This window comes from Lysobacter sp. Soil_N_51, from assembly GCF_057655755.1.
In genome coordinates this window covers 231,595-257,834 of the sequence record NZ_JBDGLR010000007.1, presented here as the reverse complement: position 1 = coordinate 257,834, position 26,240 = coordinate 231,595, and the positions used below count along the sequence as shown (strand labels likewise).

The 26,240-nt window shown below is 67.3% G+C and carries 25 protein-coding genes and 1 tRNA gene; 11 read left to right on the top strand and 15 right to left on the bottom strand.

Annotated elements, in window-relative coordinates; genetic code table 11:
* Positions 1 to 117: 117 nt before the first annotated feature.
* The 7 genes from AC3A4T_RS15380 (at position 118) to AC3A4T_RS15350 (ending at position 7,424) form a co-directional block, all read left to right on the top strand.
* Positions 118 to 2,172: a heme lyase CcmF/NrfE family subunit gene (locus AC3A4T_RS15380; RefSeq protein WP_487676153.1), complete on the top strand. Its 2,055-nt coding sequence runs from the start codon at positions 118 to 120 to the stop codon at positions 2,170 to 2,172.
* Positions 2,169 to 2,714, top strand: coding sequence for a DsbE family thiol:disulfide interchange protein (locus tag AC3A4T_RS15375; protein ID WP_487676152.1), 546 nt, complete (start codon positions 2,169 to 2,171; stop codon positions 2,712 to 2,714). Before AC3A4T_RS15380 ends, AC3A4T_RS15375 begins: the two co-directional genes overlap by 4 nt.
* Before the next feature lie 203 nt (positions 2,715 to 2,917).
* On the top strand, positions 2,918 to 3,361 hold the full coding sequence (locus AC3A4T_RS15370) for a cytochrome c-type biogenesis protein (RefSeq protein WP_487676278.1): 444 nt from the start codon (positions 2,918 to 2,920) through the stop codon (positions 3,359 to 3,361).
* Between the two features lie 26 nt (positions 3,362 to 3,387).
* Complete coding sequence (locus tag AC3A4T_RS15365; RefSeq protein WP_487676277.1) at positions 3,388 to 4,407, top strand: tetratricopeptide repeat protein; 1,020 nt, start codon at positions 3,388 to 3,390, stop codon at positions 4,405 to 4,407.
* 188 nt (positions 4,408 to 4,595) lie between these two features.
* Entirely contained in the window at positions 4,596 to 5,741 is a 1,146-nt protein-coding gene (metX, locus tag AC3A4T_RS15360) for a homoserine O-acetyltransferase MetX (RefSeq protein ID WP_487676151.1), read from the top strand.
* Between the two features lie 77 nt (positions 5,742 to 5,818).
* Complete coding sequence (locus AC3A4T_RS15355) at positions 5,819 to 6,415, top strand: cysteine dioxygenase family protein (protein WP_057921488.1); 597 nt, start codon at positions 5,819 to 5,821, stop codon at positions 6,413 to 6,415.
* A 556-nt stretch (positions 6,416 to 6,971) separates the two neighbouring features.
* Positions 6,972 to 7,424 (top strand): DUF2214 family protein, encoded by a 453-nt coding sequence (locus AC3A4T_RS15350; RefSeq protein ID WP_487676150.1) that lies wholly within the window; start codon positions 6,972 to 6,974, stop codon positions 7,422 to 7,424.
* Between the two features lie 247 nt (positions 7,425 to 7,671).
* Here AC3A4T_RS15350 and AC3A4T_RS15345 read toward each other — a convergent pair whose 3' ends face one another.
* Both AC3A4T_RS15345 and AC3A4T_RS15340 read right to left on the bottom strand, forming a co-directional pair.
* Positions 7,672 to 8,046, bottom strand: coding sequence for a hypothetical protein (locus AC3A4T_RS15345; RefSeq protein ID WP_036103053.1), 375 nt, complete (start codon positions 8,044 to 8,046; stop codon positions 7,672 to 7,674).
* A gap of 7 nt (positions 8,047 to 8,053) precedes the next feature.
* Positions 8,054 to 8,323: a hypothetical protein gene (locus AC3A4T_RS15340; RefSeq protein ID WP_036103055.1), complete on the bottom strand. Its 270-nt coding sequence runs from the start codon at positions 8,321 to 8,323 to the stop codon at positions 8,054 to 8,056.
* Between the two features lie 53 nt (positions 8,324 to 8,376).
* Between AC3A4T_RS15340 and AC3A4T_RS15335 the strand changes: the two genes are divergently transcribed.
* Both AC3A4T_RS15335 and AC3A4T_RS15330 read left to right on the top strand, forming a co-directional pair.
* Positions 8,377 to 9,165: a class I SAM-dependent methyltransferase gene (locus tag AC3A4T_RS15335; RefSeq protein WP_487676149.1), complete on the top strand. Its 789-nt coding sequence runs from the start codon at positions 8,377 to 8,379 to the stop codon at positions 9,163 to 9,165.
* Positions 9,166 to 9,280: 115 nt separating this feature from the next.
* Positions 9,281 to 9,739 carry a hypothetical protein gene (locus AC3A4T_RS15330; protein WP_487676148.1) on the top strand — a complete coding sequence of 153 codons (459 nt, stop codon included), beginning with the start codon at positions 9,281 to 9,283 and terminating at the stop codon, positions 9,737 to 9,739.
* A 148-nt stretch (positions 9,740 to 9,887) separates the two neighbouring features.
* Here the strand turns inward: AC3A4T_RS15330 and AC3A4T_RS15325 are convergent.
* From AC3A4T_RS15325 to AC3A4T_RS15315, 3 genes are all read right to left on the bottom strand, one after another.
* Positions 9,888 to 9,974: transfer RNA gene (locus AC3A4T_RS15325), tRNA-Leu, on the bottom strand.
* Positions 9,975 to 10,027: 53 nt separating this feature from the next.
* Positions 10,028 to 10,204 (bottom strand): hypothetical protein, encoded by a 177-nt coding sequence (locus tag AC3A4T_RS15320; protein WP_487676147.1) that lies wholly within the window; start codon positions 10,202 to 10,204, stop codon positions 10,028 to 10,030.
* Positions 10,205 to 10,233: 29 nt separating this feature from the next.
* On the bottom strand, positions 10,234 to 10,593 hold the full coding sequence (locus tag AC3A4T_RS15315) for a hypothetical protein (protein WP_487676146.1): 360 nt from the start codon (positions 10,591 to 10,593) through the stop codon (positions 10,234 to 10,236).
* A gap of 208 nt (positions 10,594 to 10,801) precedes the next feature.
* Between AC3A4T_RS15315 and AC3A4T_RS15310 the strand changes: the two genes are divergently transcribed.
* Positions 10,802 to 11,620 (top strand): NRDE family protein, encoded by an 819-nt coding sequence (locus AC3A4T_RS15310; protein ID WP_487676145.1) that lies wholly within the window; start codon positions 10,802 to 10,804, stop codon positions 11,618 to 11,620.
* 134 nt (positions 11,621 to 11,754) lie between these two features.
* Here the strand turns inward: AC3A4T_RS15310 and AC3A4T_RS15305 are convergent, their stop codons facing one another.
* The 9 genes from AC3A4T_RS15305 to AC3A4T_RS15265 form a co-directional block, all read right to left on the bottom strand.
* Positions 11,755 to 12,594, bottom strand: a complete 840-nt coding sequence (locus AC3A4T_RS15305) for a hypothetical protein (RefSeq protein WP_487676144.1) — start codon at positions 12,592 to 12,594, stop codon at positions 11,755 to 11,757.
* Between the two features lie 813 nt (positions 12,595 to 13,407).
* The gene (locus tag AC3A4T_RS15300; RefSeq protein WP_487676276.1) at positions 13,408 to 13,812 is read right to left on the bottom strand and encodes a hypothetical protein; all 405 of its coding nucleotides are present in this window, start codon (positions 13,810 to 13,812) and stop codon (positions 13,408 to 13,410) included.
* 39 nt (positions 13,813 to 13,851) lie between these two features.
* Positions 13,852 to 14,055 (bottom strand): PspC domain-containing protein, encoded by a 204-nt coding sequence (locus tag AC3A4T_RS15295; RefSeq protein ID WP_036103060.1) that lies wholly within the window; start codon positions 14,053 to 14,055, stop codon positions 13,852 to 13,854.
* 49 nt (positions 14,056 to 14,104) lie between these two features.
* Entirely contained in the window at positions 14,105 to 14,521 is a 417-nt protein-coding gene (locus AC3A4T_RS15290; protein WP_487676143.1) for a YfeK family protein, read from the bottom strand.
* A 132-nt stretch (positions 14,522 to 14,653) separates the two neighbouring features.
* Positions 14,654 to 15,391, bottom strand: a complete 738-nt coding sequence (locus tag AC3A4T_RS15285; RefSeq protein WP_487676142.1) for an SGNH/GDSL hydrolase family protein — start codon at positions 15,389 to 15,391, stop codon at positions 14,654 to 14,656.
* Between the two features lie 302 nt (positions 15,392 to 15,693).
* Complete coding sequence (locus AC3A4T_RS15280) at positions 15,694 to 16,764, bottom strand: class III poly(R)-hydroxyalkanoic acid synthase subunit PhaC (protein ID WP_487676141.1); 1,071 nt, start codon at positions 16,762 to 16,764, stop codon at positions 15,694 to 15,696.
* A 1-nt stretch (position 16,765) separates the two neighbouring features.
* Positions 16,766 to 17,995, bottom strand: a complete 1,230-nt coding sequence (phaE, locus tag AC3A4T_RS15275; protein ID WP_487676140.1) for a class III poly(R)-hydroxyalkanoic acid synthase subunit PhaE — start codon at positions 17,993 to 17,995, stop codon at positions 16,766 to 16,768.
* A gap of 430 nt (positions 17,996 to 18,425) precedes the next feature.
* Positions 18,426 to 19,040: a CDP-diacylglycerol--serine O-phosphatidyltransferase gene (pssA, locus tag AC3A4T_RS15270; protein WP_046656469.1), complete on the bottom strand. Its 615-nt coding sequence runs from the start codon at positions 19,038 to 19,040 to the stop codon at positions 18,426 to 18,428.
* A 323-nt stretch (positions 19,041 to 19,363) separates the two neighbouring features.
* On the bottom strand, positions 19,364 to 21,328 hold the full coding sequence (locus tag AC3A4T_RS15265) for a 3-hydroxybutyrate oligomer hydrolase family protein (protein ID WP_487676139.1): 1,965 nt from the start codon (positions 21,326 to 21,328) through the stop codon (positions 19,364 to 19,366).
* A gap of 121 nt (positions 21,329 to 21,449) precedes the next feature.
* Between AC3A4T_RS15265 and AC3A4T_RS15260 the strand changes: the two genes are divergently transcribed.
* Complete coding sequence (locus AC3A4T_RS15260; RefSeq protein WP_056115063.1) at positions 21,450 to 22,115, top strand: response regulator transcription factor; 666 nt, start codon at positions 21,450 to 21,452, stop codon at positions 22,113 to 22,115.
* Positions 22,116 to 22,452: 337 nt separating this feature from the next.
* On the opposite strand, the gene AC3A4T_RS15255 is transcribed toward AC3A4T_RS15260, so the two are convergent.
* Entirely contained in the window at positions 22,453 to 25,809 is a 3,357-nt protein-coding gene (locus tag AC3A4T_RS15255) for a hybrid sensor histidine kinase/response regulator (RefSeq protein WP_487676138.1), read from the bottom strand.
* Positions 25,810 to 26,240 lie beyond the last annotated feature (431 nt).

The following is a 26,240-nucleotide window of genomic DNA, read 5'->3' as shown; positions in this document are numbered from 1 at the left end:
ATGTTAATGCACGGCGACCCGTCCCTTTGCAAAAGGGGGACCGAGGGGGATTCGCTTTTGCTTTTGCTGTCGCCCCCCAGGATCCAAACCGCGTCATGAATCACAAGGCGATCGCCCATGCTGCCTGAACTCGGCCAGATCGCCCTGATCCTCGCCCTGCTGATCTCGGTCTTGCAGACCGTGCTGCCGCTGCTCGGCGCGCACCGCGGCATCGAGCCGTGGATGGCGATCGCGCGCCCGGCCGCGTATTCGCAGTTGCTGCTGGTCGGCTTCGCGTTCGTGCTGCTGACCCATGCTTTCGTCAACCAGGATTTCTCGCTGCGCTACGTCGCCGAGAACAGCAACACCCTGCTGCCGATGCTGTACCGCTATTCGGCGGTGTGGGGCGCGCACGAAGGCTCGCTGCTGATGTGGGCGCTGGTGCTCGCGCTGTGGACCGGCGCGGTGGCGTGGTTCTCCAAGTCGCTGCCGTCGCAAGTGATCGCGCGCGTGCTCGGGGTGATGGGCGTGATCAGCGTCGGCTTCCTGGCGTTCCTGATCTTCACCAGCAACCCGTTCGCACGATTGCTGCCGGCGGTGGCCGAAGGCCGCGACCTCAATCCGCTGCTGCAGGACCCAGGCCTGATCATCCACCCGCCGATGCTGTACATCGGCTACGTCGGTTTCAGCGTGCCGTTCGCGTTCGCGATCGCCGCGCTGCTCGACGGCAAGGTCGACGCCCGCTGGCTGCGCTGGACCCGGCCGTGGACCAATGTCGCCTGGGCATTCCTGACCCTCGGCATCGCCCTGGGTTCGTGGTGGGCGTATTACGAACTGGGCTGGGGCGGCTGGTGGTTCTGGGACCCGGTCGAGAACGCCAGCTTCATGCCATGGCTGGCCGGCGCGGCGCTGATTCATTCGCAGGCGGTCACGGAAAAACGCGGCAGCTTCCGCGGCTGGACCTTGCTGCTCGCGATCGCCGCGTTCTCGCTGTCGCTGCTCGGCACCTTCCTGGTCCGCTCCGGCGTGTTGACCAGCGTGCATGCCTTCGCCGCCGATCCTTCGCGCGGCTTGTTCGTGCTGATCTTCCTCGGCATCGTGATCGGCGGTTCGCTGCTGCTGTACGCGCTGCGCGCGCCGTCGGGCGAGGAAAACGCCGGCAAGCCATTCGAACTGATGTCGCGCGAGACCCTGCTGCTGGGCAACAACTTGTTGCTGGCGACCGCGTGCGCGATGGTTTTGCTGGGCACCTTGTATCCCTTGCTCGCCGATGCGCTGGACCTGGGCAAGATCTCGGTCGGCCCACCCTACTTCGCGTTGATGTTCGTGCTGCTGATGACACCGCTGGTGTTGCTGCTGCCGTTCGGCCCGCTGTTCCGCTGGCAGCGCGAACAAGCCTCGCGCCCGCTGGCGATGCTGATTCCGTGGGCCGGGCTCGCGCTCGGCGCCGCCGTCGCCGCGTATTTCCTGGCGCCGCAGAGTCCGCTCAAGGTCGCCGCGGGTGTCGGCGGCGCGGTCTGGGTCGCGGCAGGCACATTGCGCTTCGTGTGGACGCGCGTGCGCGGCAAGGGCAATGCCTTCACCGCTGAAATGCTCGGCATGACCCTGGCTCACCTGGGCGTGGCGGTGTTCCTGATCGGCGCCTTGCTGGTCGAAGGCCTGAGCGTGCAACGCGAAGTCGCGCTCGCGCCGGGCAAGAGCCTGGAGCTGGGCCGCTATTCGTTCCGCTTCGACAGCGTCAAGCACAGCGTCGGACCGAATTACGAAGCCGACTACGGCACCGTGACCGTGTTCGACGGCGGCGAACTGCTGACCGTGATGCATCCGGAAAAACGCGCCTACGCCAGCGGCGGCCAGGTCCTGACCGAAGCCGCGCTCGCGCCGGGCATTACCCGCGATCTGTACGTCGCGCTCGGCGAACCGCTCGGCGGCGGCGCCTGGGCGGTGCGGGTGCATATCAAACCGTTCGTGCGCTGGATCTGGCTGGGCGCGTTGCTGATGATGCTGGGCGGCTTTGTGGCGGCGACCGATCGGCGCTTCCGGCCGAAGCTCGCGCCCGCACCCAAGAGCGCCGAGCCCGATCCGTTCGAGTTCGCGCTGGCCGATGGGCCGGAAGCGTTCGCGACCGAAAAGCGATACCGCGGCAACGACGATGCCGTCTTTGACCGCACGCCCGATGGAGACGACCCATGAACAAGAGTCGCTGGCTGCCGCTGGCTGTGTTTGCCGCGCTCGCGGTACTGCTCGCCGCAGGCGTGTGGCTCAGCCGCAATCCCGATCGCGAAAAACTGCCGTCGCCGCTGATCGGCAAGCCCGCGCCCGAGTTCTCGCTGCCGGTGCTGCACGAAGCCGGCCGGCTGCTGACCTCGCAGGAATTGCGCGGCGCGCCGTACCTGCTCAACGTCTGGGGCAGTTGGTGCCCGGCTTGCCGCGACGAACATCCGGTGCTGACGCGTTTCGCCGAAACCAAGCGCTTGCGCGTGATCGGGTTCAACTGGAAGGACGAACACGCCGATGCGCTGCGTTGGCTGGAGCAGTACGGCAATCCTTATGTGGTGGTGGTTGCCGACTACGACGGCAAGTCGGCGATCGACTGGGGCATTTATGGCGCGCCGGAAACATTCCTAGTGGATGGTCGCGGGATCGTGCGCTGGAAGTTCGTCGGGCCGTTGACCAACCAAGTTATCGCCAATGAATTGCTGCCGAAGCTCGAAGAAATCGAGAAGGCGCGATGAAGCTGGCGGATAAAAGCGAATCCCCCCTCCCCCCCTTTTCCAAAGGGGGGAACGGCACGGGCTTGCAGGTGTTATCGCCGCGATCGGACACGCTCTCTTCGTTGCAACCGGATGGACTCCCCCCTTTGCAAAAGGGGGGCCGGGGGGGATTCGCTTTTGCCGCCCAGCCACTGCGCACGCTCGCCGCCACCGCACTACTAAGCCTGTCGCTGGCCCTCACCCTGGCCCAACCCGCCCAAGCCCAACCCGCCAACGACCCCGCCCCGCTCAACTTCACCAACACCAGCGAAGAACGCCGCTTCCACGCCCTGGTCGCCGAACTGCGCTGCGTGATGTGCCAGAACCAGTCTCTGGCCGATTCCAACGCCCAGATCGCCCACGACCTGCGCCGCGAAGTGCTCGCGCTGATGCGTCAGGGCAAGAGCGACGGCGAGATCAAGGAGTTCCTGGTCGCGCGCTACGGCGAATTCGTGCTCTACCGACCGCAGGTCGAATCCAAGACCTGGCTGCTGTGGTTCGGCCCGGCGCTGCTGTTGCTGGCCGGCGGCTTGGCGGTTGCGCGTATCGTGCATGCACGCTCGGCCACGACGCGTTCGGCGAAGGCGGGACCGGCCGACACGCGCATTGACGAGGAACAAGAGTGGTGATGGCGGTGACGATGGGATCGGCCCCGATGGGCGTGTTCGTGGCATGCGGCGCGGCGCTGGTCGTGTTCGTATTGGGCTACGCCTTGCATCCGCTGTGGCGGACGCGACCGGCGCTGGGCGCCGGCCTGGGCGTGGCGCTGGCAGCGGCCACGGTCGCGCTGTATTTCGCGATCGGCACGCCGGCCGGATTGCAACCCGAGCAACGCAAGGCGCCGCAGACGCTGGACGAAGCGGTGACCCAGCTGGAAGCCGAACTCCAGCGCGATCCGAACCAGATCGAAGGCTGGCGCCTGCTCGCCAGCGCCTACACCGCACAGGGCCTGGGCATGAAGGCGCGCGATGCGTATGCGCGCGCGGTCAAGCTCGCGCCGGACAATCCCGACCTGCTCGCCGAAGCCGCCGAAGCCCGCGCCCTCGCCACCCGCGAGCGCCGCTTCGACAACGAAGCGGTGGCGATGCTCAAGCACGCGCTGGAACAGCAGCCCATGCACCAGCGCGCGCGCTGGTTCCTCGGCATCGCCCAGCGCCAGGCCGAGCAACCGGCCGAAGCGGCCAAGACCTGGGAACCGCTGCTGACCGTGGTCGATCCGGCCACCGCCGCGAGCCTGCTCGACCAGATCAACGGCGCGCGCCAGGAAGCCGGCATGGAACCGATGCAGGCGCCCGCGCCCGCCGCCGCGAACAGCGCCGCGACCAGCGGCCCCGGACTCAAGATCCGGGTCGAACTGTCGCCGCAGTTGGCGGCGAAGCTGCCCGCCAACGCCAGCGTGTTCGTGATCGCGCGCCAACTCGGCGGCCCGCCGATGCCGGTCGCGGTGGAAAAGCACCCGGCCGCGAAGTTCCCGCTCGAAGTCACTCTCGACGACGGCGACAGCCCGATGCCGACCATGAAGCTGTCGCAGCTCGAACAGGTGCAGGTGCTCGCGCGTGTGTCGGCCTCCGGCAACGCCATCCCGCAGTCCGGCGACCTGACCTCGCAGCCAGTGACGGTGCGCGTGGATGCCAAGGGCGCGACGGTCGTCGTCATCGATCGCGCGGTCGACTGAACCCGCGATCGCTCTCACGCTCGATCGCCCGGATCGCCCGCTACCGGCATGTGCCGATAACGCAATTGCAGTTCCGGTCGCGGCCGCCGGTCAGGGCGATGGTTTAGGCTCTGCATCGCGACCGCCTCCCTCGCGCGGCCGTCGACTTCGAATCTTTTCAGCGCAAGCACCGGCCACACGAGCAAGGCATGACCGAATTCATCCCGCCCGGCACCCGCCACATCGACCTGCCCTCGCCGTTCCCGATGAAACGCGGCGGCGCCCTGCACGGCGCGCGCATCGCCTACGAAACCTGGGGCGAACTCAACGACAAGCGCGACAACGCGATCCTGATCGTCACCGGCCTGTCGCCCGACGCGCACGCCGCGGCCAACGCCGGCAACCCCGAGCCGGGCTGGTGGGAGGCCATGCTCGGCCCCGGCAAGCCGATCGACAGCGACCACTGGTTCGTGATCTGCGTGAATTCGCTGGGCAGTTGCAAAGGCTCGACCGGCCCGGCCTCGATCAACGCCGACACCGGCGAGCTGTACCGACTGGAATTTCCCGAGCTGTCGATCGAAGACGGCGCCGACGCCGCCGCGCACGTGGTGCGCGCGCTCGGCATCGAGCGTCTGGCCTGCGTGATCGGCAATTCGATGGGCGGCATGACCGCGCTCGCGCTGCTGATCCGTCACCCTGGGCTGGCGCGCAACCACATCAACATCTCCGGCGCGGCGCGCGCGCTGCCGTTCTCGATCGCGATCCGTTCGCTGCAACGCGAAGCGATCCGCCTGGACCCGCAGTGGAACCAGGGCGGCTACGACGAAACCCACTACCCCGAATCGGGCATGCGCATGGCGCGCAAGCTCGGCGTGATCACCTATCGCTCGGCTCTGGAGTGGGACGGGCGCTTCGGCCGGGTGCGGCTGGACTCCGACCGCGCCGACGAGGAGCCCTTCGGCCTGGAATTCGAGGTCGAAAGCTATCTGGAAGGCCACGCCCGCCGGTTCGTGCGCCGCTTCGACCCAAATTGCTATCTGTACCTGAGCCGCTCGATGGACTGGTTCGACCTGGGCGATTACTGCGGCGACGGCGACTGTCTGGACAACGAGGAACAGGTCCGCCGCGGCCTGGCCGCGATCCGGGTGGAAAAGGCGCTGGCCATCGGCGTCCACACCGACATCCTGTTTCCGCTGCAGCAGCAGCAGGAAATCGCCGACGGCCTGCGCGCCGGCGGCGCCGACGCCCGCTTCGTGCCGCTGGAGTCGCCGCAGGGCCACGACGCGTTCCTGGTCGACATCGCCCGCTTCGGCCCGGCCGTGGCCGGATTCCTGGACGAACTGCGAACCGGCTGAGCGAACCAACCGGATCGGCACCGGTCCCGGGCCGCCCGAAGCTGCCAAGGCGCAGGCAGGGGCGTAGAATCCATGCCATGAACGCCACCGACGCCCTGCCCGACCTCGACTTCCCCGGCCACGACAAGCTGGTCGCCGCGATCGACGCGGCGGTCAACGCCGGCGACGAACACGCCGTCACCGCGGCCTTGCGCAACACCCTGTGCAAGATGATCCGCGACCGCGACGTCAACCTGCCCGACTGCGTGTTCGACCCGATCCAGGACCACTACGCGCGCCGCGAGCTCTACCGCAGCCCCGAACTGGGCTACAGCGTGGTCGCGATGACCTGGGGTCCCGGCCAAGGCACGCCGATGCACGATCACAGCGGCCTGTGGTGCGTGGAAGGCGTCTGGGACGGCGAACTGGAAATCACCCAGTTCGAATTGCTCGAACGCGAAGGCGAGAACTTCCGCTTCCGCGCCGCCGGCGGCATGCACGCCGGCCCCGGCAGCGCCGGCAGCCTGATTCCGCCGCACGAGTACCACACCATCCGCAACGCCAGCAACGACGCGGTCGCGGTGTCGCTGCACATCTACAAGGCGCCGATGGAATGCTGCTCGATGTTCGAGCCGCGCGACGGCGAGTGGTTCCAGCGCGTCGACAAGACCCTGAAGACCGACGAAGCCGCCTGATCGGCGGCTGACGCGCTGCGGCCGCCGCCGCTTCGCAGCATTACGGATGCTCCCTGTAGGAGCGGCGTGAGCCGCGACCGCGCCACACAGATGCGTCGTAAGCGCGATGTCGCGGTCGCGGCTTACGCCGCTCCTACAGTCGGATCGCGTGGCCTACGACAGCAATCTGCCCCATCCGCGTACAACCTCTACCACGACCACCCAAATGTGATGCATCTCCCTGTAGGAGCGGCGTAAGCCGCGACCGCGCCACACAGATGCGTCGCATGCGCGATGTCGCAGTCGCGGCTTACGCCGCTCCTACAGTCGGATCGCAGGGCTTACGACAGCGAAGCGTTGTAACCCGCCTTCGCCGCCAAATTCGACCAGCGTCCGGTTGTCCGCACGCCCAAGCGGCCACCGCAGGACATTACAAACGCCACTGGCAACCACCCCGCGCCGGCGCGATCTTCGCTGGCGGCAACGCCGTGGGTTGAGCGTTGCGAGTCGCCCGGACGCCGCGGCTTTGCGCGCCGCGCGCGAGAACCTCTCCCAGCCATCGCACGGAGCCCCGACCATGCTGACCGACCTGCTGCTCGCCGCGTTCCACCATCTGCTGGTGTTCGCCATGATTTCGATGCTGGTCGCCGAATCGGTGCTGTTGCGCGGACCGATCGATGCCGCCGCGCTCAAGCGCCTGGCCGGACTCGATGCCGGCTACGGCATGAGCGCGATGCTGCTGTTGGCGGCCGGCATCGCGCGCCTGTTCTACGGCGTCAAGGGCGTCGACTTCTATCAGCACAATCCCTGGTTTCATGCCAAGTTCGGCGCGTTCGTGGCGATCGCGCTGTTGTCGATTCTGCCGACCGTGCGCTTCCTGCGTTGGCGCAAGGCGCTCAAGCACGACCCGGCGTTCCTGCCGTCGGCGCCGCAGGTGCGGATCCTGCGCGTGCTGATCCGTTTCGAATTGATCCTGATCGCGGTGATCCTGATCTGCGCCGCGGCGATGGCGCGGTACGGCGGATTTTGATCGAGCCACGTCTGATCGCGTAAACACCGACCGGGCCGTTGCGATCAAGCCAGCAGCGATCGAGCCGTGCGTGATCGAGTGGCTGTGATCAAACGGATTCAATCAATCCGCCTTGGACAAACGGATTCCGGCTGGCGCGACTACCAATCGCGCCACGCACGCAAGCGCATGCGCTCCGACTCGCGGCGCCGCATGCCGTGCCCCGTCTCGGCTCGCGCACGAACGCGCGAGCGAAACCGCGACGGCCTCAGCCTTCCTTGCCCCAGCGCACGCGCGAACGATCACCGCGCCCGGCTTTCGCCGCGGGTTGCATGACTTCCGGATCGGTGTTGTCGCCGATCGCGCGCAAGCGGATCGGCGCGAACTGACCGTCGCCGAGCAGGTCCAGGCTGGCGCGCGGATTGCGCAACAAGGCTTCGCGCTGCAGAAACAACTCACGGCCGATTTCCGGCGGCCGGCTTTCGCTGCACAGACGAATGTCCAGGCGCAGCACGCTGGTGCCGGAGGTGCGCCACGGATGGCCGGGAACCAGACGGCTGACGATCGCGCTATCGAGCCGGATGGTCACCGTGCTCTTGTCGATCGCTTCGCACTTGCCCACCGCGATGTCGAACGTATTCATAAGGGCCTCAATGGGAAACCGCGGTGAGAACGCTGTGCAGGCGCGCGTTCTCCAACAGGCTGCGCAAGCGCGCTTCGATCACACGGATATTGGCGAGCCTGGGCGAGGCGCGCAGCGAATACACGGCGGTGCGCTTGCCCAGCAACAGGCGTTGACTGCGCAATACCGTGACATTGGTGGTACCCGATGCCTCCATCCAGATCAGACGCAACGGAGCAGGTCCGATGGTTTGTCCATTGGACAAGGTGAACTGGAACCACTCGACATGATTGTCCATCGTTGCTCCGACACGTAGACCCGCGAGTATGCGCCCCACCTCCCGGCGCGGGGGTGAAGAATGAAAATCAGCGATATTCCTCGCTATTGCCAGATAATCGGCGTATGGTCGGGAAGCGATCCCGGCGATTCGCTATTTACAGGCGCTCAAGCGCCGCTTGCCTCAACGACGTTCGTTCCACGTCATCCAGAGGTTTCTTGCGATATCAAACCCGCGTCATCGACTTGCGGGTCGGTGAGCATGAGTATCGCATTCGCGCGCTGAAGGATCTGCAGCAGTTTCACGATCCCGACCAAGCCGCCGAAAAATTGGGCATCTCTGCGTCGATGTGGAGCCTGTTCGGGCAACTGTGGCCGACCGGTTTGCAGCTAGCGAACGAAATCGCGATTCGCGATATCGCCGGCAAGCGCATTCTCGAAATCGGTTGCGGGCTCGCGCTGTCGAGCCTGATCGCGCACAAGCGTCAGGCCGATGTCATCGCCAGCGACCGGCATCCGCTCGCCGAGGATTTTCTCGCGCAGAATTCCGTCTTGAACGGTTTGAGCGGCGTGCCGTACAAACATCTGGAATGGGATGCGCGACGCGACCGCTCGCTCGGCGGTTTCGACCTGATCATCGGCAGCGACGTATTGTACGAACGCGACCATATTGCCTTGCTCGCGAACGTGGTCAGGCAATATGCGCACGCGCACGCCGAAGTGCTGATCGCCGATCCAGGCCGCGGCAATTGCGGCGCGATGAATACCGCGATGCGGGCCGATGGATTCACCGCGAGCGAGCGGCGTTTCAGCATCGCAGACCGTCCCGTGTCGAGCGGGCGGATGATGCGGTTTCAACGATGAACGCGTAGCGGTTTATCACGCGTCCGCTTGGCGTCCGATCGCCGGGGCGATAATGTTGGCGCTGCGATTTCATCAAAAATATCGCCGCCCGATAACCTCGCGATCGAAAACCCGAATGCTCGACCTGGATCCACGATTGTGGATCGCCAACGACGCGCTCAAGCGTCACGCGCCGGACATCGTCGACGACGCTTGCGTGCTGCATCTGCTCAGCGAGAACGGCGACGAGCCTCGCGTGCTGGAGCTCGGTATTGCCCTGCTCGACGCCGATTGGCACGAAAGCCATGAAGAACTCGGTGAATGCATGCAATGGCTGCGCGCGCCGGAACTGGTCGATGCGCTTTACCGCGCCTCGTTACGAAGTTATCCGTATCACTACGACGGCGGCATCGCGATCCGCAGACGCTTCACTTGGGCGCTGGCGGACACCGGCAATCAGGGGGCATTCGATGCATTGCTTCGGCTGTGCGGCTCGGCCGACCGGCAGGTCGCGTTGTTCGCATTCAAGCGGCTGCGAGGCTGGACCAGGGAGCAGCGGCGCAAGCGCTTCGCGTATTCGCCGCGTCTGGATTGAGGCGCGGCGGGATGCGCCGGCCCTCGCGGCATCCGAACAAACGACGGAAAACAAAAAGGCCCAGCCGCGAGGCTGAGCCTTTCTTCTTTCCGGGAAGCTGCCGGCCGTTGGATCGTTGGCCGGGCGGTTGGTTCTTCTCGGAATTACGTGGTGCCGGAGGTGGGACTCGAACCCACACGCTTTTAAGGGCGGCGGATTTTGAGTCCGCTGCGTCTACCGATTCCGCCACTCCGGCAGCGGGTGCGCAGTATACCTATCGAAACGGCCGGAGTCTGCATGCCGCGAACATCAATGCGGCTCGCCCGCCCCGTCCGCCTCGCCGCCCGCGGACGAACCGGCCCGGAAGCCTGTCTCGGCGTGCTCGGGCGCGGCGTCTTCCCAGGCGCCGCGCGGCACCGGCGCGGCCCGTGCCGCGGCCGGCGGAGCGGCGACGATGCAGCGAATGGCGGCGGCGGTGGCGAGCATGGGATCGGGGTCCTTAATCAGCGAGCCGTTCAATGGTCCGGTTGCGGGTCCGAATCCGGGGCCGGTTGCGGTCGCCGGCAACCCAGGCAATGGCGGGTCCGCTCGCAGCGGCCACGACGGCCGGTCGACGGCCGCGACAGCAGGCCGCCACACGGGCATTGCGGCTCCAAGCCGCGTTCCCAGCGCCACAGGCGCCACAGCGAATACGTCGCCATGGCCAGGCCGGCGCCCGCGCCGCCCAGCCGCAGCCCGTGCGCGATCGGCGCGAACCCGGCGGCGGCGGGCGTATCGCCCATCTGCAACAACACCGTGCCGGCGATCGGGCCGCTCACGGCCACGATCAAGGCCGGCGCGAACAACTGCAGCAACATCCTGGCACCACGATTCATCGAACACGTCTCCCCTTCTGCGCCGGCTAGCAGAACGTGGAGCGATCTCATCTGATGAGACGGTGGCCAGAATATGGCCAGCCCGCCAGCCCCGCACCTGCCATTCGTCGCGGCGGGTTTGCGACGCCTGCCGGTTGCGCGCGGGCGGCGGGTGTGGACCGCCTGCCGGCTGCACATGGACACGACCGCGCGCGACTAGAATGCCGGCATGTGCCTGATCGCCCTCGCCTGGCAACACCATCCACGCTATCGCCTGGCCTTGATCGCCAATCGCGACGAAGCCCACGCGCGCCCCACCGCCGCGGCCGGCGCCGATCCCGACGACCCGCGGGTATTCGGCGGCCGCGACCTGCTGCAAGGCGGCAGTTGGTTGCAGGTGTCCAGCCGAGGTCGCCTAGCCGCGGTCACCAACGTGCGCGCCGGGCTCAATCCCGAAACCGCGCCGCGATCCCGCGGCGCGCTGGTGCGCGAATTCGTGCGCGGCACGATGAGCGCGGCGGATTATCTGCAAAGCCTGAGCGCCGACGCAGCGCAATTCGGCCGCTTCAATCTGCTGCTGTGGGACGGCGATGCGTTGATGTTCGGCAGCAACCATCCGCGGTTCCGCATGGACGCGGTGACGCGAGGCGTGCATGCCATGTCCAACGGCGATTTCGACGCGCCCTGGCCCAAGAGCGGGCTGGCCACGCGCGCCTTGTCGGCGTGGCTGGAATCGCCGGCCTCGCAGCAAGCGAGCGCGCCCCTGCCGCCGCAAACCAACGATGCGGGTCTGGCGATGTTGCTCGCTGCGATGGCCGACACTACGGTGGCGCCCGACGACGCACTGCCCGATACCGGCGTGGGCCTGGACCTCGAACGCATGCTGTCGCCGCCGTTCGTGCTCGGCGAACGCTACGGCACGCGCTGCAGCAGCATCGTGCTGATCGGCGATGACGAGATCGCATTCGTCGAACGCCGCTACGGCCCCGGCGGCGCGCCGGCCGGGGAAACCACGACGACCTTGCCGCTGCGCGCGCAGATCGGCTGATCCGCGCGCGCTCGGTCGATGCGGGGCGAACCCTGCTTAGCGTCGAGTCCTGACATCTATCGATCGACGCGTGGTCGCGCCGATCGATGGTGCGCGCGCATTCGCCGCGGCCTGTCGCCGGGGCGAACGCGCGCTTACTGCCGCTGGATCACATTGGCCGGCGAAAAGCCCAGGCAACGGGTGCTCGGCGTGCCTCCGCTGACCCGCCAGCCGGTCGGTATCGGCGAGAACGGACACACCGCCATGCCCGCCACCGGTGTGGTCAGGTGATAGGTATTGGTTCCGTTGCAAGGACCGCCGGGGCTGCCGAAATCGACCACGTAGCCATCGGGAATCGGCGAACTAGCGCAGACGTTGAGATTGCTGGCGACCGGCTGGATCGTGTAGAAACGCCCGCCGCTGCCGCAGCTCGATGTGCTGCTGATCGCGGTCACCACGTAGTTGGACGGCAGCGGCGAGATATTGCACACGTTGATGCCGGGCGACGCGCGACGCACCGAATGACGGGTCATGCCGCGGCAGACGCTGGTATTGGCATCGATCGAGGTCACCACGAACGGCGACGGAATCGGCGAGCCCGAGCAGACATAGGTGTTGTCGACCGGAAGCACCAAGCGGTACAGGGTCAGGCCGTTGCACTGGCTGCCGGTGGTAACGGTGTCGAAGGCGTAGCTGGCCGGAATCGGCGTATTGCTGCAGGCGTGAATGCCGTTGAACGGCGAGTCGTAAAAATAGGTGGCGATGCCGCCGCAGCGGCTGAAATCGATCGAGGTGATCACGCTGCCGGCGGGAATGGGATTGCCCGCGCAGACAAAACCGGTCGCCAGCGTGGCCGCCGGCGCGTTCGCGGTCTCGGTAAGAGCCACCCGCTCTTCCGGCCGCGGGCTGTGCCGCGACAAGGCGGTGTCCGCCGATGCGGGAACCGCGGCGCCCAGGCTGAGGGCGAGGATGCAAACGAGGCTTGACTTGGTCATTGGGAACTCCAGGAAACGCAATGCCTTTACGCGGCGCGAACCATTCGCGACACGCGATGCCCCTGCGGGCGGTCCGGCCGATGGCGATGACGACCCGCGTGCAGCCGCGCTTGCGGCCGCGACGCGTGAACGCAAACGATGAACTCGGCCAGCACGAACGCGGTGGCGCAACCGGCGCGACGCGCGATGTCCGATTCGTCGGGGATTAACGAACCGGCATCGCGCGTCCAACGCCGTACCAGGACTCGCGGTAACGCGACGAATCGGATCACGCCGGTTGACTGGATCGACCGATTCGTGACCCGCTTTGCATTTCCGACTTGGTTACGGCGGCATGCCGCGAGGCCGCCTTGATGACGATGGCGATGCGACGAACACAGGCGGGGAAACAGGAGGCAGGCCTTATCGGTCGACAGATATCGACGCGTCGGCGATCTGTTCGCGCAGGCGGAGGCTGTGTCGTGGACGATGCGATGAGCGAAGCGCGCGGTATGCGCGAGCGGCTCGCAATCCCGGGAATAGAAGCCAGTACGCGTGACATGGACGATTCACATGCTCATGCGAGGGGCGCGACCGCCGACTGAAAAATCCGCTGCAAATGAGAAGGCCCAGTCCTCGAGATGTTTCTCGGGTGGCCGGGCCTTCCGTGCCGGAGCGATTGCATCGGACTGGCGTCCGTTGGTTTTTCTCCGACGCGCGCAGGATACCGCCGGCGTCGTTATCGGCCGATCAAGATTTCGTGTAGCGGCCGTCGACCAAGATGAATCCGCGCGATGCGAGCCAGCTCACTCGACCCGGCTCACTCGAGCCTGTTCACTTCGACCACGGCCACCAGCCGCGACCGGTCTGCGCATAGCGATCGGCGGCGCGCTCGAAGCGGTTGCGCACGCTGATTCCGCCGCACAGCAGATACAGCGGCAGGAACAGCGGCCCCAGCACCATGTACTGATAAACATGGGCGCGTTCGTGATCAGCGAGCTTGATCGGCGGCTCGGTGCGATGGCCGGCGTCGTGGGCGTAGGTGTAACAGGGCGAATCCAGATCGTCGCCGGTATGCAGCACCACATTGCCCAGGGTGATCGCGCCACCCGGCCCCCACGGCCAATGCTGGAACACCAGCGCCAGGTCGTCGCGGCGCAGACGCGGCCGCGCGCCGAACGGCATGGCGAACACACCGGCTATCAAGCCCAGCACCGTCACCGGCGAGGTCCAGAGCATGCCGAGCACGGCCCCGGCGATTCGCAGCGACGCGCCCAGTCAGCAGCCCTCTTCGGGCATGAACAGCCACAGGATCAGATACAGCAGCGCGACCGGCAGCACGAAGGTAGCCAGGGCCAGCACCACGAAGGCGCCGCGCACGATCACCGGATTCCAGCGCAGGCGCAGGGCGAGGCCGCCGGCCACGCCGGCGATCATGCGGTCGTGCCGGGAGCGGCAGAACCGGGGCGTGGCGCTGTTCATTCCTCGCCGTCTCCGAAGCTCACTGCAGGTTCGCGGCCAGTCTAGCGCGTCAGGGTGATGGCGTCGTCGCCGGTCTGGCGGCGCGCAGCTGAACCAGTTTGGCTTTCAGCCAGGCCGCTGAGGCGACCGGCGCGGCGTTGCCGCAGCGCACCCGGTACGGCTTGCCGCTGAGGCTGCTTTCGCTGCCGGCGCGCTCGATGAACAGCTCGGAGGTATCGGCCAGATCGCGCTTGCGCAGATAGGCCAGTTTCTTGCGCAGATGCGCCTGCGCCTCGGCCGAGTCGTGCCAACGGCCGTTGCGTTCGAACTGGCAGCCCGAACTGCCCAGCGCCTGGATCAGTTGCTCGGTTTCGCGCTCGGCCTGGGCCGACGGCGCGGCCTGGGCGGCGATGGACGCGGCGCCGAGCAAGGCCGCGGCGAACACGGCGAGACTGCGGGGACGAGCAGCGGCGGCGCGGACATTCATGAAGCGGTTCTCGCTGGTCCATTGCGTGTACCCCGATTCATGAGGCGCACGGCAACGATCGGTAGGTCGGTGGCGCGAAGCATGGCAACGGCCGTGTCCGCGAAATGTCGAAGCGCGATGCGCGGCGCGGCGTCAGGGCTTGACCAGCCAGGGGCCGACCACCTTGATCCAGATCGCGTAGCCGGTGCGATTCATATGCAAGCGGTCGGCGAGGAACAATTCTTCGCGTGGCTCGCCGCTCGCATCGAGCATCGGCGTGAACACATCGAGATAGTCCACGCCCTGCACGGTCTTGATGTAGTCGCGGATCAGCGCATTGGCCTGGGCGACCTGCGGCAACATCGCCCTGCGCGAGGGACTGGGCTTGATCGACACGAAACCGATCCGCGCCTTCGGCGTACCGGCCTGCACGCGTTGCACGAACGCGGCGAAATCGTCGCGCACCTGCTGCGGGCTGCGGCCTTCGTTGAGGTCGTTCTCGCCCGCGTAGAACACCACCGCGCGCGGCTGGTAGGCGTTGACGATGCGATCGGCGAAGTACACCGAGTCGTACGCGCGCGAGCTGCCGTAGCCGCGGTTGATCGACGCCACGCCGGGGAAATCCTCGGCCAGCGTGGTCCAGTAGCGGATCGAGGAACTGCCGACGAACACCACCGCGCCGGGCATGCGGCGAACGCGCGCGTCCTCGGCCTCCCAGGCCTGCACGGTCGGCTCCCATTCGCGCGAGTCGCGTGGCGCGGCGCCTTCGGGTGCTGTCGCGCCCGGCGTGGCCGCGGCTGCGTTGATGGCTTCGGCGGTAGCCTGCCGACTCGGCGTGGCCGCGCAGGCGGTCAGCGCGGCGATCAGCAACAAGCTCAGGATTCGATGCATGCGGGGGTTCCGGAATCGGGCGGGGTCAAGACTAACCCGGGCGATGTAAATGAATCGACATGGATCGAATCGCGATCGCTGACGTGCAATCGCCGCAGCGAATACAAGCCCCTCTCCCGCATGCGGCGACCGAAGCAAGTGCAGAGCTGAGAGGGGTTGGGGTGAGGGTCCGTGGTGCAGGGTGACTGCGATCGCCGATCAAACACTTCCCGCTTCGCACTGCCCTCATCCGGTCCTTCGGACTACCTTCTCAGCTCTGCACTTGCTTCGGTCGCCGCCAGCGGGAGAAGGGAGTGCAGAACTCAACGCGACCGCTGCGCCAGCCAGTCGTGAATCGCGCTCGGCACTTCGCGCTGGGCGCGGCCGGACACGTAGATGCCGATGTGGCCGCCCTTGAACGACAGTTCGCTGTAATCGGCGGTGCCGACCAAGTCCGCGAGCGCCTTCGACGCCGCTGGCGGCACCAGATGGTCCTGCTCGGCGTAGATGTTCAGCACCGGCATGTCGACATAGCCCAGGTCGACCGCGCGACCGCCGATATCGATGCCGCCGTTGACGAAACCGTTGCCCTGGTAGAACTGCTTGATGAACTGGCGGAACGCCTCGCCCGCCTGGTCCGGCGAATCGAAGATCCACTTCTCCATGCGCAGGAAATCCTCCAGCGCGCGCTTGTCGTCGAGAATGTCGATCAGACCGACGTACTTCTGCACGAACAGCCGCCACGGCTTCAAGGTCAGGTAGCACCAGTTCATGACATCCGCCGGGACGTTGCCCAGGGTGTCGACGAATTGGTCGATGTCGAGCCCGCGCGTCCAGTTCGACAGCATATTGTCGCCGGTGTGGAAATCCACCGGCGTGACCATGGTGATCAGGTTGCGCACCTTGGTCGGGTTCAAGGCCGAATAGCACAGCGAGAACGCGCCGCCCTGGCAGATGCCGAGCAGGTTGATCGCATCCAGCCGGTATTCGCGGCGCAGGTGATCGACCGCGCCGCCGAGAAAACGCTGGATGTAATCCTCCAGTTCCAGATAACGATCGGAACGGTCCGGATAACCCCAATCGAGGATGTATACGTCCTCGCCGCGCTCGAGCAGGCCGCGCACGATCGACTTGTCCGCCTGCAGATCGACCATGTAGGGACGGTTGACCAGCGCGTAGGCGATCAGCAGCGGCACTTTCGCGGTCGGCGCCTTGTCGCCGCGGAAGCGGTACAGCACGACCTTGCCGTCGCGCCACACCTCCTCGCGTTCGGTCGCGCCGTACTGGATATCGCCGACGTCGCGCAAGGTGTCGAGGCCGGCGCGCAGCTTGTTCTGCGCGGTCATCGCTTCCTGGGCCAGCGATTCGGCGCTGAAATTGATCGGTGCGGTCATCTCAGCGCGCTCCCTTCTTGGCGGCCTTGGCGGTTTGCGCGGTCTTGGCCGGCTTCGCCGCGCTCGCGGCGCGCGGCGTGGCCGGCGGCTGCGGACGCGCGATCGCGGTTTTCTGCGCCGCCTTGGCGGATGCGGATTTTGGTTGCTTCAACACCGGCTTGGCGGCCGCGGCCGGAGCCGGCCGCGATGTCTTGGCTGCGGCCTTCTTCGCCGCCGGCTTGGCCGCGGGTGTCGCCGCGGGCTTGGCCGCGACCGGGCGCGCTTCGCGCGGCGCTTGCGTCTGAGCCGGCTCGCGCGACTGCTGCACCTCATCGCGCAAGCGGCGCAATTCGCGTTCGAGCTGGACGATCTTGCGATGCGCGGCATCGATCTCGGTGCGGGTCGGCATGCCGAAGCTGCCGCTGGCCTGTTCGATCTCCTTCTGCACGCCGGCGCGCAGACGCATCTGCGAATTGACCAGCGCGGCATAGGCGTCGCGGAACCGCGGCGACAGCGCGATGTCGGCATAGGCTTCTTCGGCCGCGTCGATCCACAGATCGAACAAGGCGCGCGCGCTGCCGATCTGGCGGCCGGGTTCGCTGCGTTCGGCCAGTTTGTCTTCGAAGCGTGAGAACGCATCCTGGCCGGCTTCGGCCATCAGCGCGTTATAGGCCTGGCTTTGTTTCTGGTAATCGGTCTGCGCCTGCAACAACTGCTGCACGCGTTCCTGGTGCTCGCGCGAGAACCCGAACGCGGGCAGACCGAGCAAGGACTGGCCCTGGCTCTGCAGGCGTTCCAGGAACGGCCCCATCTGCTCGGCCCAGCGGCCGAAATCCTGCTGGCCCGGTCCGCGCATCGCGCTCAACACATCGGCGAAGGGATTGGCGCCCTGCCCGCCCAGCGCCTGCTTCCAGGCGCCGGCGATATCGCCGGCCGAGGCGTCGCTGCCGGCGAACTGCGAGGCCAGTTTCTGGATTTCGCCGAACCAGCCGCGCGCCTGGCTGTTGAAACGGTCCAGGGTGTCGTCGACCTGCGGCTGCCCGCCCTTGGCCAATTGCGACCACCAGCTCACCGCCTCGTTCCAGCCGGGCATCGACGGCTGTTGCGCCGATTGCGGCGCTGCGCCGCGCATCATCTCGCCCCATGCGCCCCAGTACTGTCGCGCGAGTTTTTCGAAACCGGGCTGATTCATGTCGGCGCCCGCGCCGAAGAAATCGCCGGGATTGTTCGAACCGAAACCGAAATTCGCCATCACCGCCTCCGTGGTTTGCGCCGATCATAGCAATGGCGCGTTGCCGCGCGCGTGGATGCGCATGGGCGGTTGGTGAATACGGGTGGGGCTTGCGGAAAATGTGTGATGTGCGGGCGGCCCTACCTCTGCTTTAGGCCGAAGGCAAATTCCGCGGCGCCAATTGCAAAGCAGGAACGCATTCGACGCGGCATCATCGCGATGCGACGAATCTTCAAACCCAAGCAGCACCGCTTTTGCCCACTTTAGAAAAGGGGGCGGCGTCTGCGCAGCAGACGCGGGGGATTTGAGCTTTTGCCTTTGCTTGGGGCTAAAAGCGAATCCCCCCTAGCCCTCCTTTTGCAAAGGGCGGAATGCATCCGTCGCATTCACAGCGGTGCGGTGAAATCGTGTCGCGACAAAAGCGAACGACGCGACGAAAGCCCAGCGACGCTCAGGGCTTGGGAATATGCAACGTCTTGCTGATCATCAACGACCCCGACAACGCGAACATCAGCACCAGTGGATGGAACAGCCACGGGCCGAGCCGGTAGCCACCGAACCACAGATCCGCGCCGATCGCGCCCTGCCAGGCCGCGACCGCGAGCACGATCACCAGCAGCAGGCTGGTCGGAATCGGCGTGCCTTCGAAATACTTGACCTTGCCTTCCTCGCCCGACATCGCCTCGGCGGTGACGTTGTAACGCGCCAGACGGCTGACACCGCAACCGACGAAGTAGCTCAGGATCACCCAGTCCCAGCCGCCCTGCAGGCCGCAGGCATAGGCTAGCGCCGCGGGCGCGACGCCGAACGAGATCACGTCGGCCAGCGAATCGAGTTCGCGTCCCAGGGTCGACGACGATTTGCGCCAGCGCGCGACCCGGCCGTCGAGCGCATCGAAGATGAAGGCCAGCGGGATCAGCGCCATGCCGATCATCAGATCGCGCACCCCGCCTTCCTGCAGGAAACGCATCGCGGCGAAAATCGCGCCGGTGCCGCAGAAGGCATTGGCGAGGGTGAACCAATCCGCGAGGTGGAATTCGCGAAGCATCGAAAAATGGCGCGGCATGCGGCTCGGCTCCGGGGCGAACGGCGCGTTCGCCGTTCAGGATGTGCGCCCAGCCTGCCAAAGCCGGTGTGCAGGCCGCAAGAGGCCGAAGTCGCACTCGGGCGGTGCGCGCCGGGCAAATCCAGGCTGCGCCGGGGTTTCGGCGATTTGCCCGACGTGTCGCGGCGGCGTCGATCGAGAGGCCGTTCGTCGAAATGCGGGTTTGGCCGCGCCAGCCGTCGGCGCGGTCGTCACGTTCAGCGCGTTGGAGTTGCCGATCGTCGGCGCCGCGAATTCGAACGCGACCATCAAGCCGGCGATCGAGCGAACCCGACGCGATCCGATTACTTGGGCATCGCCAAGTTTTCGACCGTCAATGCCTTGCCCGCGCGCGGCGAGTTCGCCACCACCGCGTCCGCGGGCAACGGCGTGCCCTGGTCCAGATGCGCATCGACGCGATCGAGCGCGGCATACACGTACGGCAACAGCGGCAGATAGCGCGCGCCCATCGCCGGCAAGCCGAGGAAGGCGTCGAAATGCTGGACGTTGCGAACCTGCCAATAGCGCACCTGCGCGCCGGCCTTGCGCGCCATCGCGACATACGGCGCGCTGCTGAACGCCGGCGGGATTAGGCCGTCGTCGAGCCCGTGCACGACCACGATCGGCAGATCCTTGCGCGGCGCGGCGGCGCGGGTCTGTTCGATGCCGGCGCGCACGCGTTCGTGCGCGCGCTTGAGCGCTGCGCCGTATTCGGGATAGGCCGCTTCGCCACCGATGATCTCGCCGCTCCACAACTCGCGCAGCGCCGCCAACGGCGCGAGACGCTCGCCGCCGGCCGGGCCGAACAACTGCACGCCCGCGCCCGGCGGAATACCGCTGGCGTCGGCCCACCACGCCGCGCGTTCGCTCTCGCTCGCGGCGCGTGCGGCGGCCGGCGCGGTGGCGCTGGCCGGGGTCGCGGCGGCGTAGGCATACCGCACCCACGGTTGATCCGGATCTTTGGTTCGCGCCTGTCCGGCCGGCGCGTAACGACCGTAAGCGGAGGCATACGTCGCCGCGACCGCGCGCCACAGGTCGAAATTCACCGACAGCACGCCGGCGCGCAGCGCATCGTCGCTCCATCCGTTGGCGCGCATGCGTTCGTAGGCGGCTTGCGCGCGGACTTCGGTGCTCGCCTGCTTGGCCGCATCGCCGAGCAGGCCGAGGCCGGCGACATAGGTGCAGAACGATTCGGCGCTGTCGCCGGTGATCGGCGACACCGGCGCGGCCGCCAGCGGTTTGTGCAGCAACGCGCACGGCATCAGCAAGGCCGCTTCGGTGGTGTAGTCGTACAACGGCCGCGCGCCGGCGACGTAGATGTTCGGCTCGCCGGCGACCACCGCGTCCAGCCACGGCGTGTCGTTCAATTCGGCCGCGCGCAACACCGCGCCGCCGCCGTTGGAGATGCCGACCGCGATGACCCGAGTGTTCGCGTCGGTGAATGGCGCTTGCTCCGGAAACGCCTTGTTCAACGAGGCCAATGCGAACTGCGCGGCCTGGCGCACATGCCGGCCCCAGTCGGCCTCGGGGTTGTCCTGCGAATGCGCATGCTTGAACGCGATGCCCGCGCCGCCTTCGCGCTGGCTCGCCTTGGGCGTGAACGCGAGCCCGCCTTCCGAGGCCGGCCCGACCGTGCCGTCGGCGCGCACGCCCTGGTCGGCGTCGAGATCGAAGTAATCGGTGCCCGCGCCCTTGTCGGTGTAAGCCACCGCGCAGCCTTTGGGCAGGCCCCAGGCGCCGGCGACCGCGATCGAACCGTAGATGCCACGCGATCCCGACGATGCGCTGACCACCACGCAACGTTTCTTCGTATCGAATCCATCCGGCACCTGCACCAGCACGCGATGCGGCTGCGTGGCGCCGGCCACGGTCGCGAACGCGCTGTACTCGCGGCCGGGAACCGCCGCGGTGCTGCCGTACAACTCACCGTAACCGCCGCCGGGCGCAAGATCAGCGATGCCGCGCCAGTTCGCCCACAGCGCGCGCCGGCGCAACTCAGCCGGCGTGGGATGCGCCGCATCGGCGAACGCCGGCGGCACCATCGCGCGCAGGCCGTCGAGGCCGAGGCCGGCGGTCAACAAGTCGTCGTGTTCGCCGCGGTGTTCGGTCTGGCGTTGACTGCTGAACATCGGGGCGGTGTCCTTGGCGGTTTTCGCAGCGGCGGCGCGCGATTTGCCCGCGGCGATCGCCGGTTCGACCGGCGCGATCGCGCAAGTCAATACCATCAGGGCGGCGCTGGCCGCGGCGGTACGTAGGATAGAGGCGCTCATCGACCCAGCCTAGCAACTCCACGCTGCCGCCTTCATCGTACTTTGGTACAGCCCGCGCGCCGGCCCACGGCAAGGTCGAACGGTCGGCGGATTCGCGACGCCGCCTGTTAGGCTAGCCGCGATGCCGACCCTGTTGATCGCCGACGACCATCCGCTGTTCCGCGCCGCGCTGCGTCAGGCCGCGGCCGATGCCGTTCCCGACACCGTGATCCGCGAGGCCGGCACGCTCGACGACGCGCTGGCCGCGCTGGAAGCCGAACCCGGCATCGATCTGGTCCTGCTGGATCTGCACATGCCCGGCAATCACGGCCTGGCCGGACTCGCCGCGATCCGCGCCCAGTACCCGGGCACCGCGGTGGCGGTGGTGTCGGCCAACGACGATCCGCGGGTGGTGCGGCGCGCGCTCGATCACGGCGCGGCCGGTTATCTGCCCAAGAGCTCGGGCCTGGACGAACTGCGCGACGCGATCCGCGCGGTGCTGGCCTGCGAGCAATGGCTGCCGGCGGCGTTGCGCGCGGCGGTCGCGCGCACCCAGAGCGACCGCGGCGACGCCGACCTGGCCTCGCGCCTGGCCAGCCTGTCGCCGCAGCAGTTCCGGGTGCTGAGCCTGGTCGCGCAAGGCCTGCTCAACAAACAGATCGCCGATCGCCTGGACGTGCAGGAACGCACGGTCAAGGCGCATCTGTCGGCGATCTTCGATCGGCTCGGGGTGCGCAACCGCACTCAGGCCGGGGTGGTGCTGCGCGAACTGGAACTGTCGGACCCGGCGCGGCGGATCGAGGACTGAGCGCGGCCGGCGCCCTTGCCTGCCAATGAGCGCGGCATCCGTCAAGTACCGTGACGTGCCCCGACACGGGCTTCCAGGCCGAGGTTGTCCACACAGCCTGTGGACAAACCTGCGGACAGAACCCGATGCGAGCCCGCAATGCGTTGCTGCACAAGCATTGCAAGAGGGTTGGCGAAAAAATCACCACGCCAATCGCTTGATTTCCACAACACGATGAACGGTCAGGCGATGCCGCCCGGGCACCGGTTCGCGTGCATGAACGCTGGTTCCCAGCAGGACCGGACACGCGTCGGCGCGGGCCGGACTGCTCGCGCCGACAACGCGGGCAACCTCGCCGTCAGCGCTCCATCGCGCCGGCCGCCAGCAACCGGTCCAGCACCGATTTCAACGCCAGCGGCTTGACCGGTTTGGTCAACAGCGACAAGCCCGCCGCGTGCACCGCCTGGCGCACGCCGGCGCCGCCGTCGGCGCTCAGCAGCAAGGTCGGGCGCGCGCCGAATTCCGCGCCCAGACGCTGCGCCAAGGCCAGCCCGGTGTCGTCGTCGTCGAGATGGAAATCGAACAGCCACAGACCCGCGGCGTATTCGCGCATCGCCCGGCGCGCGCCTTCGCCGTCGGCCGCGGTGACCACCTCGCAGCCCCAACGCCGCAGCACGTCCGACAAGGCCGACAGCGCCTGCGGATCGTTGTCGACCGCGAGCACCCGCATGCCGCGCAGACCGAACGCGAGCGCGCCCGGCGCGGCGCCATGCGCAGCCGAGGCCGCATGCATCGGCATCGGCGTCGGCGTATGCGGCAATCGCACCGCGAACGCGGTGCCGTGGCCGAGACGGCTGTGCAGGCTCAGCGGCGCATGCAGTAGCTCCGCGATGCGGTCGGCGATCGATAGCCCCAGCCCGAGGCCCTGCCCCGGCGCGTTTTCGCCGCGGCGGAATTCTTCGAACATCACCCGCTGCATCGCCGGCTCGATGCCCGGGCCGCTGTCGTGCACTTCGATCGACAGACCTCCCTCGCGCCGGCGCACGCCCAGCAGCACCCGGCCGCTGGCGGTGTAACGCACCGCGTTGGCGAGGAAGTTCTGCAATACCCGGCGCAGCAGTTGCGGGTCGCTGCAGGTCCACGCACGCGAGGCGACATAGCGAAAGCGCAGGCCGCGCGCGGCGGCGATCGCGCCAAATTCCGAGGCCAGCGGCTCCAGCACTTCGGCCAACGGAAACTCGCGCGGCTGCGGTACCAGTCCACCGGCCTGCAGCCGCGACATATCCAGCAGGCCGTTGAGCAGATCGCCGGTGGATTCCAGCGCACCGGCGATCTGAGTCGCGGTTTCGCGCTGGGTCGGTTGATCGAGTTGCTGGGCGAGCGCATCGGTGAACAATTGCGCGGCGTGCAGCGGCTGCATCAGGTCGTGGCCGACCGCGGCGAGAAAGCGGCTCTTGGCCTCGTTGGCGCGCTCGGCCTCGCGAGTCGCCACCTGCAGATCGGCGGTGCGTTCGACCACGCGCTGTTCCAGGGTTTCGTTGGCCTGGATCAAGCCGGCTTCGGCGCGGCGGAACGCGGTGACATCGGTGAAGGTCGCGACGAAACCGCCGCCAGGCATCGGGTTGCCGCGGATTTCGATGATGCTGCCGTCGGCGAACACGCGCTCGGACAAATGCGGGGTGCCGGCGCGCATGAACGCCAGACGCCGCTGCAAGGCACGTTCGAGATCGTCGACCGGCGGCAGACGCTGCATCGCCCAGCGCGCGAGATCGGCGATCGGTCGACCCACTTGCAACAATTCGGGCGGATAACCGAACAGTTCGGCGTAACGCCGATTCCAGGCGACCAGACGCAATTGCGCGTCGACCACGCTGATGCCCTGGCTCATGTTCTGCAGCGCCGCTTCCAGCACGCGCTGGTTGAAACGCAGATCGGCCGAGGCCTCGCCGACGATCGCCGCGACCGTGTCGAGGTCGCGACCGGCCTCGCGCCGCGCCGCGTCCAGCAGCACCCGCGCCGAGGACGAACCCAGCACCGCGGCGAGTTCGCGTTCGAGTTCGGCCTCGATCGCCGCCGCGACCGGATGCCCGGCCGGCGCGTCGTGCAGCAACTGGGCGACGCGTTCGCGCGGCAGAAAGCGCAGGCCGGCGTCGCGCAGGGTCTGCGCATCCAATCCGCGCCGCGCGCTGCGCGGCAATTCGCGCCGCCACATCGCCGCGAGTACGGTCGCCAGCGCGCCGAGAAACAGGCTGGCGCCGACCGCGCGGCCGAGCCGGCTCCAGCCGGTCAGGCCGAACAGACTTTCCGGCGCGAGCCACGACCACCCCAGCGGTCCCTCGAACAGCCACGCCGGCGACAACCCGCGCGCTTCGTACAGCATCGGCAGCAGCAACACCCAGGCCCAGGCGGCGAAACCCGCGGCGATGCCGACGATCGCCGCGCGCGGCGGCGTCTGCGGCCGCCACACCGCGAACGCCAGCGCCGGCGCCAAGGTCGCCAAGGCCGAGAACGACACCGCGCCGACATCGGCCAGCGCCTCGCTGCCGGCGATCAGGCGGCTATAGCCCCACGCGAGCAACATGATCGCGACGATGCCGCCGCGTCGCAGCGCCAGCACGCGCCCGCGCAGGTCGCGGTTGCGCGCCCACGAACCGCGCAGCAGATTCGGCGCGAACCAATGGTTGCCGATCATCAGGCTCAAGGTCAGGGTGCTGACCACGACCATGCCGGTGGCCGCGCTGAGCCCGCCGAGGAACGCGAACAGGGCCAGACCCTCGTGCCCTTGCGACAGCGGCAACGCGAGCACGTACAGATCCGAAGGCACCTGCGCGCCGAGCAGCGACTGCCCGACCTTGGCCAGCGGCAAAACAGGCAACGCGATCAACAGCAGATACAGCGGGAACTGCCAGCGCGCGGTGCGCACGTCGTCCTCGTCGCGACACTCGACCACGGCGACATGGAACTGATGCGGCAGGATGAACATCGCCAGCCCGCCGAGCAGCACCAGCGGCGCGAAACCGCCGGCCGGCGGCGTCGGCGCGGCCTGGATCGCGGCCTTGGGCAGATCGTCGAGACCGAACCAGACGAAGGCGCCGAGCGCGAGCATCGCGGCGAGCTTGAACACCGATTCGAACGCCATCGCTAACACCAGGCCACGATTGTGCTCGGCCGCGCTGGCGCGGCGGGTGCCGAACAGCATCGCGAACAAGGCCATCGCCAGCGCCACGTACAACGCGCTGTCGCGCCACGCCGGCGAGGCGACGCCGTCGGTGGCCTGGGTGGTGAGCATCGCGAAGCTCATCGCCACCGCTTTCAACTGCAGCGCGATGTAGGGAATCAGGCCGAGCGCGGCGACCAGGGTGACGGTCGCCGCCAGCCACGCGTCCTTGCCCAGGCGCGTGGCGATCAGGTCGGCGAGCGAGGTCGCATTGGTCTCGCGCGCCAGCTTGACCAGCTTGACCATGAAACTCAGCGCCAGCGCGTAGAACAGGATCGAACCGAGAAACGTCGGCGGCAGCGGCCAACCGTAGCGCGCGGCCTGGGTGACGGTGCCGTAGAAGGTCCATGAGGTGCAATGCACCGCGAGCGACAGCGCATAGATATGCCGCCAATGCCGCGCCAGCACCGCCGGCCGGCGTTCGGCGAACAGCGCCGTGCCGAACATCAGCGCCAGCCAGGCGAGGCTGGCCAGGGCGACGGTGGTGAGGCTCAGCATGGCGGGGTGCGGGGGCGCATCGGCGGAGGATAGCGCGGTGGTTGGTTTGGGTGCTGATGGGTGGTGGAGGTTTCGTAGTGGCTTGAGCGGAAAGCGAATCCCCCCTGCCCCCCTTTTCCAAAGGGGGGAAAAGCATGGGCTGGACTAGAGTGCTCGGCATTGCAGTCTTCGTCGGTATTGCAGTTCCCGTTGCTATTGACGTCGCACTTACCTTTGCACTCGCCGCTGACCTCACCGTTGCCCTTGTTGCCCTCGCTGGTGCTGGTGCTGTTGCTGGTGCCGCTGCTATTGCCGTTGTTATTGCTCTCGTCATTGCAGTTGCGGCAAAACCTCCCCCCAGGACCGAGCCCACCTACCGGGTTCCCCCCTTTGCAAAAGGGGGGCCAGGGGGGATTCGCTTTTTGCTTTTTGCTTTTTGCTTTTTTCTTTTG

What these genes read in the sequence shown, in the direction of transcription:
- AC3A4T_RS15380 (WP_487676153.1), top strand. Translation starts at nt 118, where the DNA reads ATGCTGCCTGAACTCGGCCAGATCGCCCTGATCCTCGCCCTGCTGATC.
- AC3A4T_RS15375 (WP_487676152.1), top strand. Translation starts at nt 2,169, where the DNA reads ATGAACAAGAGTCGCTGGCTGCCGCTGGCTGTGTTTGCCGCGCTCGCG.
- AC3A4T_RS15365 (WP_487676277.1), top strand. Translation starts at nt 3,388, where the DNA reads ATGGGCGTGTTCGTGGCATGCGGCGCGGCGCTGGTCGTGTTCGTATTG.
- metX (WP_487676151.1), top strand. Translation starts at nt 4,596, where the DNA reads ATGACCGAATTCATCCCGCCCGGCACCCGCCACATCGACCTGCCCTCG.
- AC3A4T_RS15355 (WP_057921488.1), top strand. Translation starts at nt 5,819, where the DNA reads ATGAACGCCACCGACGCCCTGCCCGACCTCGACTTCCCCGGCCACGAC.
- AC3A4T_RS15350 (WP_487676150.1), top strand. Translation starts at nt 6,972, where the DNA reads ATGCTGACCGACCTGCTGCTCGCCGCGTTCCACCATCTGCTGGTGTTC.
- AC3A4T_RS15345 (WP_036103053.1), bottom strand. Translation starts at nt 8,046, where the DNA reads ATGAATACGTTCGACATCGCGGTGGGCAAGTGCGAAGCGATCGACAAG.
- AC3A4T_RS15340 (WP_036103055.1), bottom strand. Translation starts at nt 8,323, where the DNA reads ATGGACAATCATGTCGAGTGGTTCCAGTTCACCTTGTCCAATGGACAA.
- AC3A4T_RS15330 (WP_487676148.1), top strand. Translation starts at nt 9,281, where the DNA reads ATGCTCGACCTGGATCCACGATTGTGGATCGCCAACGACGCGCTCAAG.
- AC3A4T_RS15320 (WP_487676147.1), bottom strand. Translation starts at nt 10,204, where the DNA reads ATGCTCGCCACCGCCGCCGCCATTCGCTGCATCGTCGCCGCTCCGCCG.
- AC3A4T_RS15315 (WP_487676146.1), bottom strand. Translation starts at nt 10,593, where the DNA reads ATGAATCGTGGTGCCAGGATGTTGCTGCAGTTGTTCGCGCCGGCCTTG.
- AC3A4T_RS15310 (WP_487676145.1), top strand. Translation starts at nt 10,802, where the DNA reads ATGTGCCTGATCGCCCTCGCCTGGCAACACCATCCACGCTATCGCCTG.
- AC3A4T_RS15305 (WP_487676144.1), bottom strand. Translation starts at nt 12,594, where the DNA reads ATGACCAAGTCAAGCCTCGTTTGCATCCTCGCCCTCAGCCTGGGCGCC.
- AC3A4T_RS15300 (WP_487676276.1), bottom strand. Translation starts at nt 13,812, where the DNA reads ATGCTCTGGACCTCGCCGGTGACGGTGCTGGGCTTGATAGCCGGTGTG.
- AC3A4T_RS15295 (WP_036103060.1), bottom strand. Translation starts at nt 14,055, where the DNA reads ATGAACAGCGCCACGCCCCGGTTCTGCCGCTCCCGGCACGACCGCATG.
- AC3A4T_RS15290 (WP_487676143.1), bottom strand. Translation starts at nt 14,521, where the DNA reads ATGAATGTCCGCGCCGCCGCTGCTCGTCCCCGCAGTCTCGCCGTGTTC.
- AC3A4T_RS15285 (WP_487676142.1), bottom strand. Translation starts at nt 15,391, where the DNA reads ATGCATCGAATCCTGAGCTTGTTGCTGATCGCCGCGCTGACCGCCTGC.
- AC3A4T_RS15280 (WP_487676141.1), bottom strand. Translation starts at nt 16,764, where the DNA reads ATGACCGCACCGATCAATTTCAGCGCCGAATCGCTGGCCCAGGAAGCG.
- phaE (WP_487676140.1), bottom strand. Translation starts at nt 17,995, where the DNA reads ATGGCGAATTTCGGTTTCGGTTCGAACAATCCCGGCGATTTCTTCGGC.
- pssA (WP_046656469.1), bottom strand. Translation starts at nt 19,040, where the DNA reads ATGCCGCGCCATTTTTCGATGCTTCGCGAATTCCACCTCGCGGATTGG.
- AC3A4T_RS15265 (WP_487676139.1), bottom strand. Translation starts at nt 21,328, where the DNA reads ATGAGCGCCTCTATCCTACGTACCGCCGCGGCCAGCGCCGCCCTGATG.
- AC3A4T_RS15260 (WP_056115063.1), top strand. Translation starts at nt 21,450, where the DNA reads ATGCCGACCCTGTTGATCGCCGACGACCATCCGCTGTTCCGCGCCGCG.
- AC3A4T_RS15255 (WP_487676138.1), bottom strand. Translation starts at nt 25,809, where the DNA reads ATGCTGAGCCTCACCACCGTCGCCCTGGCCAGCCTCGCCTGGCTGGCG.